The organism is Nocardia sp. NPDC004722, assembly GCF_053601505.1.
The window spans coordinates 1-17,060 of record NZ_JBSGBY010000114.1 but is presented as its reverse complement, the minus strand read 5'-3'; the positions used below and the strand labels follow the sequence as shown (position 1 = coordinate 17,060).

General features: G+C 69.6%; 9 protein-coding genes and 1 pseudogene. 7 read left to right on the top strand and 3 right to left on the bottom strand.

Translation table 11 applies throughout. The features are described 5' to 3' along the window. A pseudogene (locus tag ACWELQ_RS14160) lies at positions 1-7,286 on the top strand (fatty acid synthase subunit beta domain-containing protein); the annotation flags it as partial. Between the two features lie 293 nt (positions 7,287-7,579). On the opposite strand, the gene ald reads toward ACWELQ_RS14160, so the two are convergent. Together ald and ACWELQ_RS14150 are read right to left on the bottom strand one after the other, a co-directional pair. Beyond that, a complete protein-coding gene (ald, locus tag ACWELQ_RS14155; RefSeq protein ID WP_452397455.1) occupies positions 7,580-8,689 on the bottom strand; it encodes an alanine dehydrogenase in 1,110 nt (369 codons plus the stop codon). Positions 8,690-8,783: 94 nt separating this feature from the next. Then, on the bottom strand, positions 8,784-9,566 hold the full coding sequence (locus tag ACWELQ_RS14150) for an MBL fold metallo-hydrolase (protein WP_452397454.1): 783 nt from the start codon (positions 9,564-9,566) through the stop codon (positions 8,784-8,786). A 71-nt stretch (positions 9,567-9,637) separates the two neighbouring features. On the opposite strand from ACWELQ_RS14150, the gene ACWELQ_RS14145 reads away from it, so the two are divergent. From ACWELQ_RS14145 to ACWELQ_RS14120, 6 genes are all read left to right on the top strand, one after another. After that, positions 9,638-10,630, top strand: a complete 993-nt coding sequence (locus ACWELQ_RS14145) for a helix-turn-helix domain-containing protein (protein WP_452397453.1) — start codon at positions 9,638-9,640, stop codon at positions 10,628-10,630. Between the two features lie 19 nt (positions 10,631-10,649). Further along, a complete protein-coding gene (locus ACWELQ_RS14140) occupies positions 10,650-11,165 on the top strand; it encodes a gamma carbonic anhydrase family protein (RefSeq protein ID WP_452397452.1) in 516 nt (171 codons plus the stop codon). Between the two features lie 140 nt (positions 11,166-11,305). Beyond that, positions 11,306-11,479 (top strand): hypothetical protein, encoded by a 174-nt coding sequence (locus ACWELQ_RS14135; RefSeq protein WP_452397451.1) that lies wholly within the window; start codon positions 11,306-11,308, stop codon positions 11,477-11,479. 133 nt (positions 11,480-11,612) lie between these two features. Continuing rightward, positions 11,613-12,245, top strand: a complete 633-nt coding sequence (locus ACWELQ_RS14130; RefSeq protein WP_452397450.1) for a TetR/AcrR family transcriptional regulator — start codon at positions 11,613-11,615, stop codon at positions 12,243-12,245. Positions 12,246-12,299: 54 nt separating this feature from the next. Further along, positions 12,300-13,016 carry a SanA/YdcF family protein gene (locus tag ACWELQ_RS14125; RefSeq protein ID WP_452397449.1) on the top strand — a complete coding sequence of 239 codons (717 nt, stop codon included), beginning with the start codon at positions 12,300-12,302 and terminating at the stop codon, positions 13,014-13,016. A gap of 568 nt (positions 13,017-13,584) precedes the next feature. Further along, positions 13,585-15,195, top strand: a complete 1,611-nt coding sequence (locus ACWELQ_RS14120) for a CocE/NonD family hydrolase (RefSeq protein WP_452397448.1) — start codon at positions 13,585-13,587, stop codon at positions 15,193-15,195. Between the two features lie 89 nt (positions 15,196-15,284). On the opposite strand, the gene gndA is transcribed toward ACWELQ_RS14120, so the two are convergent. Beyond that, complete coding sequence (gndA, locus tag ACWELQ_RS14115; protein ID WP_452397447.1) at positions 15,285-16,727, bottom strand: NADP-dependent phosphogluconate dehydrogenase; 1,443 nt, start codon at positions 16,725-16,727, stop codon at positions 15,285-15,287. Between the last annotated feature and the right edge of the window lie 333 nt (positions 16,728-17,060).

Here is a 17,060-nt window from a genome sequence, read left to right as displayed (position 1 = left end):
GTGCCGCCGAGATCAATGCCGAGCAGGCCAAGGAGCGCGACGCCAAGAAGCGCGGCGGCTCGGTCTTCGCTCCGGTCTTCGAGGACATCCCGGTCGAGGTGGCCTTCCACCACCCGGCGCTGGCCGAGACCGTCGAGCTGGTCAAGGGCTGGGCGCAGCAGTGCGGCCTGGACGCCGAGCTGGCCGCCGCCCTCACCCAGGAGGTACTGGTCGACCCGATCGACTGGGTCGCCATCGTCGACGAGACGGTCACCGAAGGCGCGCAGTGGATCCTGGACCTCGGTCCCGGCGACCTGCTGTCCCGCCTCACCTCCGGCTCGCTCAAGGGCACCGGCGTCGGCGTGCTCGCCGCCTCCACCCGCCCGGGGCAGCGCAGCCTGTTCACCCCCGGCGCGGCTCCCGAGGTCGCCCCGGCGTGGAGTGAGTTCGCGCCCAAGCCGATTCGCCTGCCCAACGGCCGCGTCGTGGTCGAGACCGCCTTCACCAAGCTGACCGGCCGCTCGCCGATCCTGCTGGCGGGCATGACCCCCACCACGGTCGACGCGAAAATCGTTGCCGCGGCGGCCAATGCGGGCCACTGGGCCGAGCTGGCCGGTGGCGGCCAGGTCACCGAGCAGATCTTCGCCGACCGCGTCGAGGAACTGAAGAGCCTGCTGCAGCCCGGTCGCGCGGTGCAGTTCAACTCGCTGTTCCTGGACCCGTACCTGTGGAAGCTGCAGCTGGGCGGCAAGCGCCTGGTGCAGAAGGCCCGTAGCGCCGGTGCGCCACTGGACGGCGTCATCGTCACCGCCGGTATCCCGGAACTCGAAGAGGCCGTGGGTCTTATCGAGGAGCTCTCCGAGGTCGGCATCACCCATGTGGCGTTCAAGCCCGGCACCGTCGCGCAGATCCGCTCCGTGCTGCGCATCGCCGACGCGGTCCCCGGCTACCCGGTCATCATGCACATCGAGGGCGGCAAGGCCGGCGGCCACCACTCCTGGGAAGACCTCGACGACCTGCTGCTCGAGACCTACGCCGAGCTGCGCGGCCGCGACAATGTGATCGTCTGCGTCGGTGGCGGCATCGGCACCCCCGAGCGCGCCACCGAATACCTGACTGGCGAATGGTCCACCCAGCACGGCTACCCGGCCATGCCCCTCGATGGTGTCCTGGTCGGCACCGCCGCCATGGCGACCCTCGAGGCCACCACGGCCCCCGAGGTTAAGCAGCTGCTCGTCGACACCCCCGGCACCCCCGACTGGGTCGGCGCGGGCACCGCCAGCGGCGGAATGGCTTCCGGCCGTAGCCAGTTGGGCGCGGACATCCACGAGATCGACAATGCCGCCTCCCGCACCGGCCGCCTGCTCGACGAGGTCGCCGGTGACGCCGACGCCGTGGCCGAGCGCCGCGCCGAGATCATCGCGGCCCTCGACGGCACCGCCAAGCCGTACTTCGGCGATGTCGCCACCATGACCTACCTGGAGTGGCTGGAGCGCTACGTCGAGCTGGCCGTCGGCCTGGACCGCCGCAAGGACTTCGACTGCGGCGCCGACTTCTCCGACGCCATCGCCGACGCCACCCGCTCGGTCTGGCTGGATATCACCTGGCGTGACCGGTTCGCGGAGATGCTGCGCCGCACCGAATCCCGCCTCAACCCGGCCGACCGCGGCGAGATCGCCACGCTGTTCGCCGACGACGCCGCCTTCGAGGCTCCCGTGCAGGCCATCTGCACGCTGAAGGAGCAGTACCCGGCCGCCGCCGACACAGTGCTGCACCCGGCCGACGTCCCGTTCTTCGTGAGCATGTGCAAGACCCCCGGCAAGCCGGTCAACTTCGTGCCGGTCGTGGACCAGGACGTGCGCCGCTGGTGGCGCTCGGATTCCCTGTGGCAGGCGCACGATCCGCGCTACAGCGCCGATCAGGTCTGCATCATCCCGGGCACGGTCGCCGTCGCGGGCATCACCCGCGTGGACGAGCCGGTCGGCGAACTCCTCGATCGCTTCGAGCAGAACACCGCCTTCGCCCTGGTGCGCGAGGGCATCGTCCCGGCCGCCGTGGACGGCCGCCGCCGCACCGAGGTCGCGGGCGGCCTGCTCGACATCGTGCTCGCCGCACCGGATGTGAACTGGGCCGGACGCACCACCGTCAACCCGATCCACCGCCTGGGCAACCTGGACGAGTGGGAGATGAACGGCAAGGGCGCCAAGCACCCGCGCACCGGCGCCACCCTGTCGGCCACCGAGGGACCCGAATCCGACTCCGCCTACGTGGAATTGGCCGTCCCGCTGCTGGGCAAGGATGCCGTCCGCATCCGCCTGACCGTCCCGGTCTCCGTGTACAACGGTGGCGCGCCGGTCATCACCGAGGACGACGCCGAGGCCGCCATGAGCGCCCTGCTGGCCGTCGCCGCCGGACAGTCGCTGCCCGAGGTCAAGGAGATCGACGGCGCGAAGGTCGCGCACTTCAATGTGGCCTGGAGCCCGGATCTTGTCGCCGACCACGCCGGCGTCACCGGCGCGGGCCTGCCCGACACCCTGTCCACCATCGGGCGCACCGTGCCCGACGTGCTGGTCGGCGCCTGCTGGCCCGCCGTGTTCGCCGTGTTGGGCGCGACCCGCACCGCCGACGGGCAGTCCGTCATCGAGGGCATGCTGGACCTGGTCCACCTCGATCACCAGATCGAGCTGAACGGCGAACTGCCTTCCGCCGCAAGCGTGCTCGCGGTCCGTGCGGAGTCCGTCGAGACCCTCGACACCGATCTGGGCCGCGTGGTCGAGGTGCGCGTCCGGGTGGCGGGCATGCTCGACAAGCCCGAGACCGGCATGTCCATGCCGACCATCGCCACCCTCACCGAGCGCTTCGCCATTCGCGGCCGCACCGGTGCCGGTGAGCTGGTCGACCCGCCGCGCGCCGCCGGATCGCTCTCCGACGAGGCCACCGACACCCCGCGTCGCCGCCGCCGCGACGTGGCCCTGGTCGCCCCGCGCGCCATGGGCGCCTTCGCCCAGGTGTCGGGTGACTTCAACCCGATCCACACCTCCGAGAACGCCGCCAAGCTGGCCGGTCTGGGCAGCCCGATCGTGCACGGCATGTGGCTCTCGGCCGCCGCCCAGCACGCCGTCTCGGCGATCGATCTCGACGACAAGGTGCCGCCGCGCACCATCACCGCCTGGACCACCCGCTTCCTGGGCATGGTCCGGCTCGGCTCCGCGGTCGACGTGCGCGTGGAACGCGTTGCGGTGGACCACGGTTCGGAGATCGTCGAGGTCTCCTGCCGCATCGACGGCAACCTGGTGATGACCGCCACCGGCCGCATCGCGCCGCCGAAGACGGTCTACGCCTTCCCGGGTCAGGGCATTCAGGCCAAGGGGATGGGCCTGGACGCACGCACCCGTTCCAAGGCCGCCAAGGACATCTGGGACCGCGCCGACAAGCACACCCGCGAGGCCCTCGGCTTCTCGATTCTCGCTGTGGTGCGCGACAACCCGACCTACCTCAAGGCGCGCGGCGTCGAATACCGCCACCCGCAGGGCGTGCTGCACCTGACCCAGTTCACCCAGGTCGCCATGGCGACCCTCGGTGTCGCCCAGGTCGCGGAGCTGCGCGAGGCCGGCGCCTTCATCGAGGGCGCGATGCTCGCGGGCCACTCGGTCGGTGAGTACAACGCGCTCTCGGCCGCCGCGGGCGTGCTGCCGCTGAACGCGGTGCTGGAGGTCGTCTTCCAGCGCGGTTCGGCCATGCACGAGCTGGTGCCCCGGGATGCCCAGGGCCGCAGCGACTACCGCATGTGCGCCATCCGCCCCTCGCAGATCGGCATCGCCGACGACCAGGTCATCGACTGGGTCAAGGGCGTCGGCGAGGCGGCCGGGGAGTTCCTCGAGGTCGTCAACCTGAACCTGCGCGGCGCGCAGTACGCCATCGCGGGCACCGTGAAGGGTTGCGAGGCACTGGAAACCGAGATCGAGCGCCTGCGCGCCGAGACCGGCGGCAAGCGCGCCTACGTGCTCATCCCGGGCATCGACGTGCCGTTCCACTCCACCGTGCTGCGCGCCGGTGTGCCGGAATTCCGCGGCAAACTGCTCGATCTGCTGCCGCAGGACCTGGACCCGAGCCTGCTCATCGGCCGCTACATCCCGAACCTGGTGCCGCGCCTGTTCAACCTGGAGCGCGACTACATCCAGGAGATCGCGGATCTGGTGCCCTCCGAGCCCCTCGCGGAGGTGCTGGCCAACTGGGACGAGTGGACCGCCAAGCAGGTCGAGCTGTGCCGCGTGGTCCTCGTCGAGCTGCTGGCCTGGCAGTTCGCCAGCCCGGTGCGCTGGATCGAGACCCAGGACCTGCTGTTCACCGATGTCGAGCACGGTGGCCTGGGTGTCGAGCGGTTCGTCGAAATCGGTTTGGCCGCAACGCCGACCGTCGCCAACCTGGCCTCCAACACGCTGAAGCTGCCGCAGTTCGGCAGTGCGGTCGTCGAGGTCGTCAACATCGAGCGTGAACGGGCCGTCGTCTACTCGACCGACACCGATCCCGCTCCGGTCGAAGAGCCGGAGGAGACCCCGGCCGAGACCGCCTCTGCCGCACCGGCTCCCGCCGCTGCCGCCGCCCCGGCCCCCGTGGCTGTGCCGACCGGCGGCCCGATCGCCGACGACATCGCGTTCTCCGCCGCCGACGCCACCCGCGTGCTCATCGCGCTGTGGACCAAGCTGCGGATGGACCAGATCGGCCCGGTCGACACCATCGAGGGTCTGTGCGACGGCGTCTCCTCGCGCCGCAACCAGCTGCTCGTGGACCTCGGCGCGGAGCTCTCGCTCGGCGCCATCGACGGTGCCGCCGACGCCGACATGGGCGCGCTGTCCGGCACGGTCGAGCGTCTGGCCCGCACCTACAAGCCGTTCGGCTCGGTGCTGTCGGACTCCATCGGCGACCACCTGCGCAAGGTCTTCGGCCCGTCGGGCAAGCGTCCGGCCGCCATCGGCGAGCGCGTCAAGAAGGTCTGGGGCCTGGGCGACGGCTGGGCCAGCCACGTCACCGCCGAGGTCTCCCTCGGCACCCGTGAAGGCGCCTCCGTCCGCGGTGGCGATCTGGGTGGCCTTGTCTCCGGCGGACTTTCGGACGCCGCGTCCGTGGACGCCGCCATCGACGCCGCCGTGCAGTCGGTAGCCGCCCGCCGCGGAGTCGCGGTCTCCATGCCGTCCGCCGGCGGCGGCGCCGGTGGCGCGACCGTCGACGCGGCCGCCCTCGGCGAGTTCACCGAGCAGATCACCGGCCGCGACGGTGTGCTGGCGCAGGCCGCCCGGGTGATCCTGGAATCCCTGGGCCACGCGGAGCAGGTGTCCGCGCCGGAGACCACCACCGACACCCTGGTGGATCTGGTCTCGGCCGAATTGGGTTCGGACTGGCCGCGTCTCGTCGCGCCCGCCTTCGACTCGAAGAAGGCCCTGCTCATCGACGACCGCTGGGCTTCGGCCCGTGAGGATCTCGCCCGCCTGTGGTTCGGCAACGACGGCTCGCTGCCGGTCGAGCCCGAGGTGGACGGCTACTACGGTGCCGGGGAAGCCGTTGCGGCGCAGGCCGACTGGTGGCGCAACCGGGCCATGAAGGAGGCCCGCTCGGTGCTGGCCGGGGTCTACGGCGCGATCGCCGAGGCCGCGCGCTCGACCGAAGAGGTCGGCGTCTGGTCCTCCGACATCGCCGTGATCACCGGTGCGAGCAAGGGTTCCATCGCGGCGGCGGCCACCGGCCGACTGCTCGCGGGCGGCGCCACGGTCGTGGTCACCACCTCCAAGCTGGACGACGAGCGCCTGGGCTTCTACAAGCAGCTCTACCGCGACAACGCCCGCCACGGCGCCGCGCTGTGGGTGGTCCCGGCGAACATGGCCTCCTACACCGATATCGACGCGCTCATCGAGTGGGTCGGCACCGAGCAGGTCGACAATGCCGGTGGCGCGAAGGTTCTCGTCAAGGAGGCGATGACCCCGACGCTGCTGCTGCCCTTCGCCGCGCCCCGCGTGGCCGGTGACATGTCCGATGCCGGCGCGCGCGCCGAAATGGAGATGCGCGTCCTGCTGTGGTCGGTGGAGCGCCTCATCGGCGGCCTGTCCAAGATCGGCGCGGACCACGACGTGGACGCGAAACTGCATGTGGTGCTGCCGGGTTCGCCCAACCGCGGCATGTTCGGCGGTGACGGCGCGTACGGCGAGTCCAAGGCCGCCCTCGATGCCATCGTCGCCAAGTGGCGGGCCGAGAAGTCCTGGTCGGAGCGGGTCACCCTGGTGCACGCGCTGATCGGCTGGGTGCGCGGCACCGGCCTCATGGGCGGCAACGACCCGCTGGTCGAGGCCGTCGAGAAGGCGGGCGTGCACACCTGGTCGACGCTGCAGATGGCCGACGAACTGCTCAAGTGGTGCACCTCGCGGGCCCGCGTCGTGACCGCGGCCGGACCCCAGCAGATCGACCTGACCGGCGGTCTCGCCGGAGCCAAGCTGGATCTGCCGGAACTGGCTCGCCAGGCCCGCGAGCAGGCCGAGGCCGAGGCGGACTCGGAAGGCGTCGAGGGCGTGACCATTTCGGCGCTGCCCGCCCCGCCGACCCTGTCCTCGAAGCTGCCCACCCCCGAATGGGGCAGTGTCACCGCCGATCTCGACGACATGGTCGTCATCGTCGGCGCGGGCGAGCTCGGCCCCTACGGCTCGGCGCGCACCCGCTTTGAGATCGAGGTCTCCGATCAGCTCTCCGCCGCAGGCGTGCTCGAGCTGGCCTGGACCACCGGCCTGGTCACCTGGGAGAACGACCCCAAGCCGGGCTGGTACGACACCGAATCCGGTGAGTACGTCGACGAATCCGAGGTCGCCGACCGCTACCACGACACCGTGGTGGAGCGTTGCGGCGTGCGCCGCTACGGCGACGACGGGGCCATGATCGACAATGCCGCACCGCTTTTGACCTCGGTGTTCCTGGACAAGGACCTCACCTTCGTGGTGAACAGCGAGGCCGAGGCGCGCGCCTTCTTCGCCGCCAACCCGGAGCAGACGGTCGTCACCCCGGTCGAGGGCACCGGCGACTGGCAGGTCACCCGCAAGGCGGGCACCGAGATTCGGGTGCCGCGCAAGGCCAAGCTGTCGCGCACCGTCGGCGGCCAGATCCCCACCGGCTGGGACCCGACCCGCTGGGGCATCTCCGCCGATATGGCGAGCTCCATCGACCGGGTGGCGCTGTGGAACATCGTCTGCACCGTGGACGCGTTCCTGAGCTCCGGCTTCAGCCCGGCCGAACTCATGAGCTGGGTGCACCCGGCCATGGTCGCCAATCCCTGCTCGGCTTCCTCGAGTACTCGGCGAAGGTCGGTGGCGGCTGGGGCCGTTCGGTGCTGGTCAACGGTCGGCCGGGCCTGGTGGTGTTCGACGGCAAGAACACCGGCGTCTTCTCCTTCACCATCGACGGCGGCCGCATCACCAAGATCGACGTGGTCCGCAATCCCGACAAGATCCACCTGCCGGACGACGCCGACCCGGATTGGTCGCTGGGCGAGACGCAGCCGGACTGAGAACGGAACACGCGGGCCCGCAACCGCTCTCGGTCGCGGGCCCGCGTATTCGAACGGTCAGGAGGCGACGCGGGTGACCGGCCGCAGCCCGTGCGCGGCCGCCACCTCGGCCGAGTACAGCCGCCCCGCGTCGGCCGTGAGCCCTTGGGCCAGGCCCGGATCCGCCGCGCACGCGCCCGCCCACCCCTTGTCCGCGATGGCGAGGGCGTACGGCAGCGTGACATTGGTGAGCGCCACGGTGGAGGTGTGCGGCACCGCGCCGGGCATATTGGCCACGCAGTAGAACAGCGAATCCGCCACCCGGAAGGTCGGATTCGCGTGCGTGGTGGGATGCGACCCCTGGAAGCACCCGCCCTGGTCGATGGCGATGTCGACGAGCACCGAGCCGGGCCGCATGTGCGCGACCAGCGCGTCGGACACCAGCTTCGGTGCGCGGGCGCCCGGCACCAGCACCGATCCGATCACCAGATCCGCTGCCAGCACCGCCTTCTCGACCTCCGCGGTATTGGAGCCCAGCGTGGTGACCCGTCCGCCGAACCGTTCGTCGAGATGCCGCAGCCGCGCGATATTGGTGTCCAGCACGGTGACTCGCGCCCCCATGCCGACCGCCACCGCCGCCGCGTTGCTGCCCGCGACCCCACCGCCGAGCACCGTCACATCGGCGGGCCGGACCCCGGGCACCCCGCCCAGCAACAATCCGGCACCACCTTGCGGCGACATCAGGTGATACGCGCCCACCTGACTGCCGAGCTTGCCCGCGACCTCGCTCATGGGCGCCAGCAACGGCAGCGACCCGTCGGCGGCCCGCACGGTCTCATACGCGATGGCGGTGATCCCGGACCCCAGGATCGCGTCCGTGCATTCGCGCGAGGCCGCCAGGTGCAGGAAGGTGAACAGGACCAGCCCTTCGCGCATCCGCGAATACTCCTCGGCGATGGGCTCTTTCACCTTCAACACCAATTCGGCGTCGCCCCACACCTGTTCCGGCGTGGCCGCGATCCTGGCTCCGGCGGCGACATAGTCGGCGTCGGCGAACCCGGACCCGATTCCGGCCCCCACCTCGATCAGCACCTCGTGCCCGTGCCGCACCAGTTCCCCGGCACCGGCCGGGGTGAGCGCGACGCGGTACTCCTGCTCCTTGACCTCCCGTGGCACACCGATTCTCATACCGCCATCGTCGTCCCGGGCGGCTCGCACCGCCACGACCGCCACGACCCGATTTCGAATCCCGCTACCCCAGAGCAATCACGCCTGGCGAGGTTCAGGACGCCACGGCGACCGCCAGCACCTCGCCCGGAGTGGGAATGCGCAGCAAGTGGTCGCGGCCCGCGAGAAAGAAGCGGTGCGTCAGATAGTCCAGGTGCTCGGAGAAGTGCGCCCAGCCCTCGGCGTGCACTGGCACGATCACCGCGTCGCCGAGCGCCTCGGAAGCGTGTACCGCGGTGCGACCGTTGAGGGTGAGATCGCTGTCGCCGAACCGATCGGTATTGGCCGCTCCGACATTCAGGATGGCGATATCGATGCGACCGATCCGATCCGCGATCTGCCGCACGTAGTCGACGGAGGCGTTGTCGCCGGACACATAGACCGTGGGCAACCCAGCGGCCTGCAACACGAACCCGGTGACGATGCCCGTGAACGGCTCGCACCCCTCGGGCCCGTGCAGTGCAGGCACACCGGTGACGGTCACCGCGCCGATCCGCACGGACTCCCAGTTGGCCAGCCCCCGAACGCCTTTCAACCGACCGGCGGCATCGGGTGTCGAGAGCACGTGCGCGACCGAGGGCAGCAACGCCCGCCCGGCGGCATCGAGATTGTCGGCGTGCTGATCGTGCGACAGCAACACCACATCGATCGCCCCGACCTCGGCCACCGGCACCGCGGGCCCGGTCAGCTTGTACAGCGTCACCGGCCCGGGATAGTTCCCCGGCTCATCGAAGGTGGGATCGGTCAGCCAGATCAGGTCCCCATAAGCGAATCGCACGGTGGGCCCGCCGATGTGGAGCAGTTCGAGAGTGGTCGTGGCATCGATCGTGTTCGTCATGCCATGAAGTCTCGTGATTCGGCGACCCTGCCGACAGTGGCCTGAAGGCCGCACAACGATAAGATCGGGCCATGCTCGCCGCGCCGTCACCCACGTCCGCCACCCCCGCAGCTCGGCACCGGGTGGCCGTCCTGGCCTACGACGGCATCAGTCCCTTCCATCTGTCCGTGCCGACCCTGGTGTTCGGTCACATCGGCGCGGGCGGCCCGGACACCAGCCCCTATCGGGTGATCGTCTTCGCCGAGCACCCCGGAAGCCTCTGCACCCCGGCCGGTTTCGACGTGGTCGTCCCCCATGGCCTGGAGGCGGCCGAGACCGCCGACACCGTCGTCGTCCCGAGTTGGGAGCGCGATCGCCCACTGCCCGAACCGATTCGCGACGCCCTGCATCGCGCCCACGCGCGCGGTGCGCGCATCGTCGGCCTGTGCCTGGGTGCGTGGGCGGTGGCGGCGAGCGGGCTGGCCGACGGCCGCGAGATCACCACGCACTGGTCGGCGGCCGCCGATCTCGCCCGCGCCTACCCGGCGGTCCGCGTCCGGGCCGACACCCTGTGGTCGGATGACGGCGACATCATCACCTCCGCCGGAACCGCCGCCGCCCTCGACTGCTGCCTGCATCTGGTGCGCGCCGACCACGGCAGCCGGGCCGCCGCCGAGCTCGCCCGCCGCCTGGTGCTGGCCCCGCATCGCAGCGGTTCCCAGGCGCAATACATCCCGGTCGCCGTGCCCGAGGCCGATGATCAGGATCCGATCGAGCACGCGATGGTCTGGGCGCGAACGCAACTGAGCTCCCCCGTCGACCTGGACACCTGGGCCCGCACCGCTCTCATGTCCCGCCGCACCTTCACCCGCCGCTTCCGCGACCGCACCGGCACCAGCCCACAGCAGTGGCTGCTCCAACAGCGAGTCGACCACGCCCGCCTGCTCCTGGAATCCACCGACGACACCATGGACCGCGTCGCCGCTGATTCCGGCCTGGGCACCGCCCTCAACCTCCGCCATCACTTCCACCGTCTCCTCGACACCACCCCCGCCGCCCACCGCGCCCTCTTCCGCCGGAAATGACCAAGTATGTTCACCGGTCATGAGGATCAAGCTGGGTGAGCATGCGCCGCAGGTCGATGAGAGTGCTTGGATCGCGCCTAATGCGACGGTGATCGGGCGGGTGACGTTGGCTGGCGAGGTGAGTATTTGGTACTCGGCGGTCTTGCGGGGGGATATGGACTCGATCACCGTCGGGGAGCGGAGCAATATTCAGGACGGGTGTGTGCTGCATGCCGATCCGGGGTTCCCGTGCACGGTCGGGACCGGGGTTTCGGTGGGGCACAATGCGATTCTGCACGGGTGCACCGTCGAGAACGATGTGCTGATCGGGATGGGCGCGACCGTGCTGAACGGGGCGGTGATCGGGGCGGGGTCGTTGATCGCCGCGAATGCGCTGATTCCGGAGGGCGCGCAGATTCCGCCGGGGTCGCTGGTGGCGGGTGTGCCGGGCAAGGTGCGGCGGGAGTTGAGCGAGGCCGAGCGTGATCACATTCGCTTGAATGCCGCTGCGTACCTGTACGCGTCGTCGCAGCATCAGCAGGGTCAAGAGGCGTGACTGAAGGGGGCGTGTGAGAAGCCCCACACTGAACAAGTGACCATAACGGCCACTGCTAGCATCGTGCGAAGCGTTCCCGGTGGCCCGGGCCAGCCACCGGTTGCCGGGTGCGCGCTCGGGGCTAGCAGGAGGTTTGAGCGGTGTCGTACGAGCACGACGGTATGCACCGACAGCGGATCAGCGTGGCCGATATCGCCGCGCAGCCGGGGGGCGTCGAGGCGCTGCAGCGCCGGGTTCACGAACTCCGTTCCAACGGCCGGGATTTCGCGGCGAACGCGATCGAATGGGAAATGGCCGCCTTGAATGTCCGATGAGCCTTGAACGTCCGATGATCGGACGCGGCGCGAAGCACTCCACACCATCGGTGCAATAATGCTGGCTCGGCCTGCGCGCCTTGGCCATTCACCGCAATGTCGCGGTCGTCGCCACCGACCGACTGGAGACTCGATGCCGTCCGTGCCCACCATCCTGCAACGCATCCTGGAGAAGCCGCGGGCCGAGGGCGAACAGCTGCTCGAGAGCGCGCTCTCGGCCTTCCTCGACTTCGGGATCAAGCGAACCAGCATGGGAGAGATAGCGCGTCGCGCCGGCATCAGCCCGGCCACGCTCTACCGGCGCTTCGATTCCAAGAACGATCTGGTGGCCGCGGTCGGCGTGCGCGAGGCGCAGCTGTTCATCGCCGGGATCGACGAGCGGGTGCGGGCGGCCACCGGCAGCGGCATGCCGGTCGACGATCAGCTGGTCGAGATCTTCGTCGCCTTCATCACCCAGCTGGCGAACAACAAACTCCTGCAACGACTGCTGCGCACCGAGCCCGACACCGTGCTGCCGCGCCTGACCACCGAGGCCGGCCCGATGCTCGCGGTGGGCCGCACCTACCTGGCCGACAAGCTGCGCGCCCTGCAAGTCGTCGGCGACGTGCCCGCCTTCGACGCCGACCTGGTCGCGGAGGTCCTCGCGCGGCTGGGCCAGTCCCTGGCGCTGACCCCGGACGGCCTGATCCCGCTGAGCGACGAAACCGCGGCCCGCGAGTTCGCCCGCCGCACCATCCTGCCCATGATCGGCGTACGCCCGGTCTGAGCCGGGCCGAAAACCGGTTCGGACAATCCGCCAGGTTCGGGCAGACTGGCGCACATGCACTACCGCTCGATCCTCCACGCCGCCTGGACCCGGGTCGCCGCCTGGTTGCCGCTGCGCCGCGTCGTGAAACTCGGTCTGGCGGGGGTGGCGTTGGTCGCGGTGGTGCTGGTCGGCTCGGACCTGTGGATCCGGATCGCGAACCGGCAGTACGAGTACGGCGTCGAGTCCGTCCCGCCCGCCGATGTGGCGATCGTGTTCGGCGCGGAGGTGCATCCCGACGGCAAGCCCTCGGCCTACCTGGCCGCCCGCCTCGATCTGGGCGCAAGGCTGCTGGCGGCGGGCAAGGTGAAGGCGCTGTTGCTCACCGGCGACAACGACCGCCCCGACTACGACGAGCCGACGGCCATGCGCGCCTACCTGATCGAGCACGGCGTCCCGGCCGCCAAGATCGCGCTCGACTACGCGGGATTCACCACCTACGAGTCCTGTGTGCGCGCCCACGACATCTTCGGCGTCACCTCCGCCATCGCCGTCACCCAGGATTTCAGCCTGCCGCGCACGGTGGCCATGTGCCGCGCCGCGGGCATCGACGCGACGGCGGTCGGCGACGACACCCAGCTCCACAATGGCCTCTACCGCAAGATCTGGCTGCGCGATCAGCTGGCCGACACCAAGGCCCTCTACTCGATGCTCTTCCACCCGGAGCCGAAATTCCGTGGCAAGCAGGAGACTTCGGTCCGCGACGCGATGGCGGCCGACCCGCAGCAGTGACGCGGCGGCGAACGAACCCCTCGACCCGGTCCTGGTCGAGGGGTTCGGCTCGGCTCGGCTAGATGTTTCCGGCGAGCGCGCCACCCATACCCGCGGCGGCGGCAGCGGCCGCGCTACCCGTCATGAGTCCGACCGCGGCGAAGACAAGAGCCAGCATTCTGTTCCCGACCTTTCATTGTGAATCTTTCGAAGACGCCCCGAAAAGTACTGCCGCCCAGCCTTGTTCGACGAGCCCCGCGGCGGGATTCTGGGCGGACTGTATGGCGATACCCAGCACTTTCCCAGTTCCCGATCCCCCCTCGGCGTGGTAATCGAATGCGCCGCCCGCCCGGGCTCGACACCCGCGCCCTCAGATAGCCGAATACCGACGAGTTGTTTTGTCAAAATAGCTGTCGCACAACAGAATTCACCTGATGCGAATCCGCAGACAACCGGATCGTCACAGATGTACGATTGCCGATGCCACAGGATCGGCAATAGCCTTCCACCCCTGGTGAATTCGCGAATTCCCTTTACACGCTGAAGGGAATAGGACATGTCGCAAGCTCGCTCGAATCCATTGGGCCTCTTGACCCCGGATCAAGAGACCGCTGTTCTCGCGGTCGTCAACGACCTGCTCACCGGCAATGCCGCCGGAGTACCCAGCGCTCTCACCGACGATATCTCGTCGGTACGTGCCCAATCGGCCGTGCGCGTCGTCAAGATCCCGGGCCACGGCGGCGTCGAACTCGACGCCTTCGTCGCCAGGCCGCTCCTCGGCGGCCCGCATCCGCTCATCGTGCTGCCCGCGGGCCTGGCCAAGATCGGCTGGCGGATGTACGGCGGCGCCATCATTCGCCTGCTGATGCGCCGCTACGCGGTCGTCGCCTACACCGAACGCGGGCTGCCGGGTTCCGGTGGCGAACTGACCGTGGCCGGGCACGAGGATGTCGAGGACGGCATCAAGGTCATCGACTGGGCGCTGGCCGACGAGAACCTCCAGGCCGACGCCGACCGCATCGGCATGGCGGGCATCTCCTACGGGTCCGGCATCAGCCAACTGGTCGCGCTGCGGGATCCCCGGGTGCGGGCTGTGGCCGCCCTGAGCACCTGGGCGGATCTCGGTGCGGCCCTCTACGACAACGGCACCAGGCATCTCGCGGCCGCCGACGCCCTCGGCACCATCAGCGACAAGCCGAGCGCGGAACTGACGAAGATCATCGACGATTTCAAGCAGGACACGAATATCGAGGGCGTACTCGATTACGCCCGCCCGAGATCACCCGCGTATCAGCTCGAGCACCTGCAAGGCCCGCCCGCGCCAACGTTTTTCACCAGCTTCTGGCACGAGACGATCTTCCCGCAGAACCAGTTGCTGGAGTACTTCGACCGCTACCCGGGCCCGAAGCGGCTCGACCTCGCGATCGGAGACCATGGCGCGGTGGAGATTCCGGGCATTCTGCTGGGCGTCTACACCCGCACCAGCGAGGCCGCCTACGCGTGGCTCGACCGCTTCGTGCGCGACATCGACAATGGCATCGACTCCGACGGCGCCGTGCGCACCGAGACCATGCACGGCTTCACCATGACGGCCTACGACAGCCTGGAGTCGTGGGCCGAACCGCCGCAGCGCCACTACCTCGGCGCTCCCGCCACCGGATCGGCCGACGGCACGTTGAGTACGGATCAGCCCGCCGCTCAGTCCCAGAGCTTCGGCACCGGCGCGGCGCAGGTGCAGGCGGTCACCGAACTGGTCAACGACGGTTTCAAGGAACGCCTGCTCATGCCCATCCGGCAGTCGTTCGCCGACATCGACCGCACCAAGGCCGCGGTCTGGGTGAGCCCCGAGGCCCTCCAGGCACCCTTGCGGATCGCCGGGCAACCGCAGTTGGAGGTCACCGTCACCTCCTCCGCGGCGACGGCCACGCTCATCACCTATCTGTTCGATCTCGATCCGTTCAACAACACCCTGCGGATCATCACCCACGCCGCGGCCACGGTGAAGAACGCGAGTGCGCCCACGCCGCTGCAGGTTCGGTTGCAGGCCACCGATTATGAGGTGCCGGTCGACCACCAGCTGGTGGTCGTCATGGATACGAGTGACAACCTCTACACCGTCCCCGAGACCCCGCCCGGCGGCGTCGTCACCCTGTCCGCCGAGCACGGCTCTGGCTTGCTGGATATCCCGATCAAATCCTGACCGGGTCCGGAATCGGTGAAACACGAAGGGGCGGAGCGGGTGTCACACCCGCTCCGCCCCCTTCGTGAAACCGTCTGCGCTACCGCGTATTACGCGGGGACTTCGCTTCGATCACCGCTCCACAACGTGTGGTACTTGCCCTCGGCGTCGATGCGCTCGTAGGTGTGCGCGCCGAAGAAGTCGCGCTGGCCCTGGGTGAGGGCGGCCGGGAGACGCTCGGCGCGCAGGCCGTCGTAGTACGACAGCGAGGACGCGAACGCCGGGACCGGGATGCCGAGCTGGGTGGCGACCACGACCACGCGACGCCAGCTGTCGATGGCGGTCTCGATGGCCTCGCGGAAGTACGGGGCGAGGATCAGCGACGGCAGCGTCGGATCGGCCTCGTACGCCTCCTTGATGCGGTTGAGGAACCGCGCCCGGATGATGCAGCCGCCGCGCCAGATGGTGGCCAGGTCGCCGGGGTGCAGATCCCAGTTGTATTCGGCGGAACCGGCGGCGATCTGGTCGAAGCCCTGCGCGTAGGCGACGATCTTGGAGGCGTAGAGCGCCTGGCGGATGGCCTCGGTGAATTCCGCGACGTCCGTGGGCTTCTCACCGAGCACGCCGGAGGCGAGGCCCTTGGCGGCGGCACGCTGGGTGCGCGAGCCCGACAGCGCGCGGGCGAAGACTGCCTCGGCGATACCGGTGACGGGGATGCCCAGGTCGAGCGCGGACTTGACGGTCCAGCGGCCGGTGCCCTTCTGTTCGGCGGCGTCCACGATCACGTCGACCAGCGGCTTGCCGGTCTTGGCGTCGACCTGGTTCAGGACTTCAGCGGTGATCTCGACCAGGTAGGACTCCAGCTCACCGGAGTTCCACTGGGTGAACACGTCCGCGATCTGCTTGGCGTCGAAGCCCAGCGCGTCACGGAACAGGTTGTACGCCTCGCCGATCAGCTGCATGTCGGCGTACTCGATGCCGTTGTGCACCATCTTCACGAAGTGGCCGGACCCGTCCGGGCCGATGTGGGTGCAGCAGGGGGTGCCGTCGACCTGCGCCGCAATGGATTCCAGCATGGGACCCAGCGACTCGTAGGACTCCTTCGGACCGCCCGGCATGATGGCGGGCCCGTTCAGCGCGCCCTCCTCGCCGCCGGAGATGCCCGCGCCCACGAAGTTCAGCCCGCGCGCGGCCATGGCGGCCTCGCGGCGGATGGTGTCGGTGTAGAGGGCGTTGCCGCCGTCGATGATGATGTCGCCGGGCTCCATGGCCGCGGCCAGCTCCTCGATCACGGCGTCGGTCGGGTCGCCGGCCTTGACCATGATCAGTACGCGGCGCGGCTTCTCCAGCGCGGCCACGAACTCCTCGACGGTCTCGGTGCGGATGAAGTCACCGTCGCCGCCGTGCGCCTCGAGCAGCGCGTCGGTCTTGCCGATGCTGCGGTTGTGCAGGGCCACGGTGTACCCGTGCCGTGCGAAGTTGCGGGCGATATTGCTACCCATGACCGCCAGGCCGGTCACGCCGATCTGGGCACGCGCTTCCGAGGTCGCCATGAAACAGCCTCTCCGTTCGTCAGATGTGTTTCCGCTCGAATTCTCCTCGGCGGCGGCATCCCGGATCGCGTCCACGACGCCATGTCCTTTTCTACCCGGTCGGCCCGCGTCACAACGAAGGACCCCGACGTCTGATCGGCTCGACCCGCCGGGCGGGCACGACTCGACCGGCCAGGCGAACGCGGTCGGGCAGTGCTCAACTGGCCAGGCGGCCGGTGACGGGCGCGGTCTCGGCCGCACCGGGCTCGCGGCGGGCCGTCCAGCCCAGCCGCGCCGCGAGCGCCCGCGCGCAGCAGCGGATCGACCGCACCGCCTCGGACTCGCCGTCGGACC

What these genes read in the sequence shown, in the direction of transcription:
- ald (WP_452397455.1), bottom strand. Translation starts at nt 8,689, where the DNA reads ATGAGAATCGGTGTGCCACGGGAGGTCAAGGAGCAGGAGTACCGCGTC.
- ACWELQ_RS14125 (WP_452397449.1), top strand. Translation starts at nt 12,300, where the DNA reads ATGCACTACCGCTCGATCCTCCACGCCGCCTGGACCCGGGTCGCCGCC.
- ACWELQ_RS14140 (WP_452397452.1), top strand. Translation starts at nt 10,650, where the DNA reads ATGAGGATCAAGCTGGGTGAGCATGCGCCGCAGGTCGATGAGAGTGCT.
- ACWELQ_RS14145 (WP_452397453.1), top strand. Translation starts at nt 9,638, where the DNA reads ATGCTCGCCGCGCCGTCACCCACGTCCGCCACCCCCGCAGCTCGGCAC.
- gndA (WP_452397447.1), bottom strand. Translation starts at nt 16,727, where the DNA reads ATGGCGACCTCGGAAGCGCGTGCCCAGATCGGCGTGACCGGCCTGGCG.
- ACWELQ_RS14150 (WP_452397454.1), bottom strand. Translation starts at nt 9,566, where the DNA reads ATGACGAACACGATCGATGCCACGACCACTCTCGAACTGCTCCACATC.
- ACWELQ_RS14130 (WP_452397450.1), top strand. Translation starts at nt 11,613, where the DNA reads ATGCCGTCCGTGCCCACCATCCTGCAACGCATCCTGGAGAAGCCGCGG.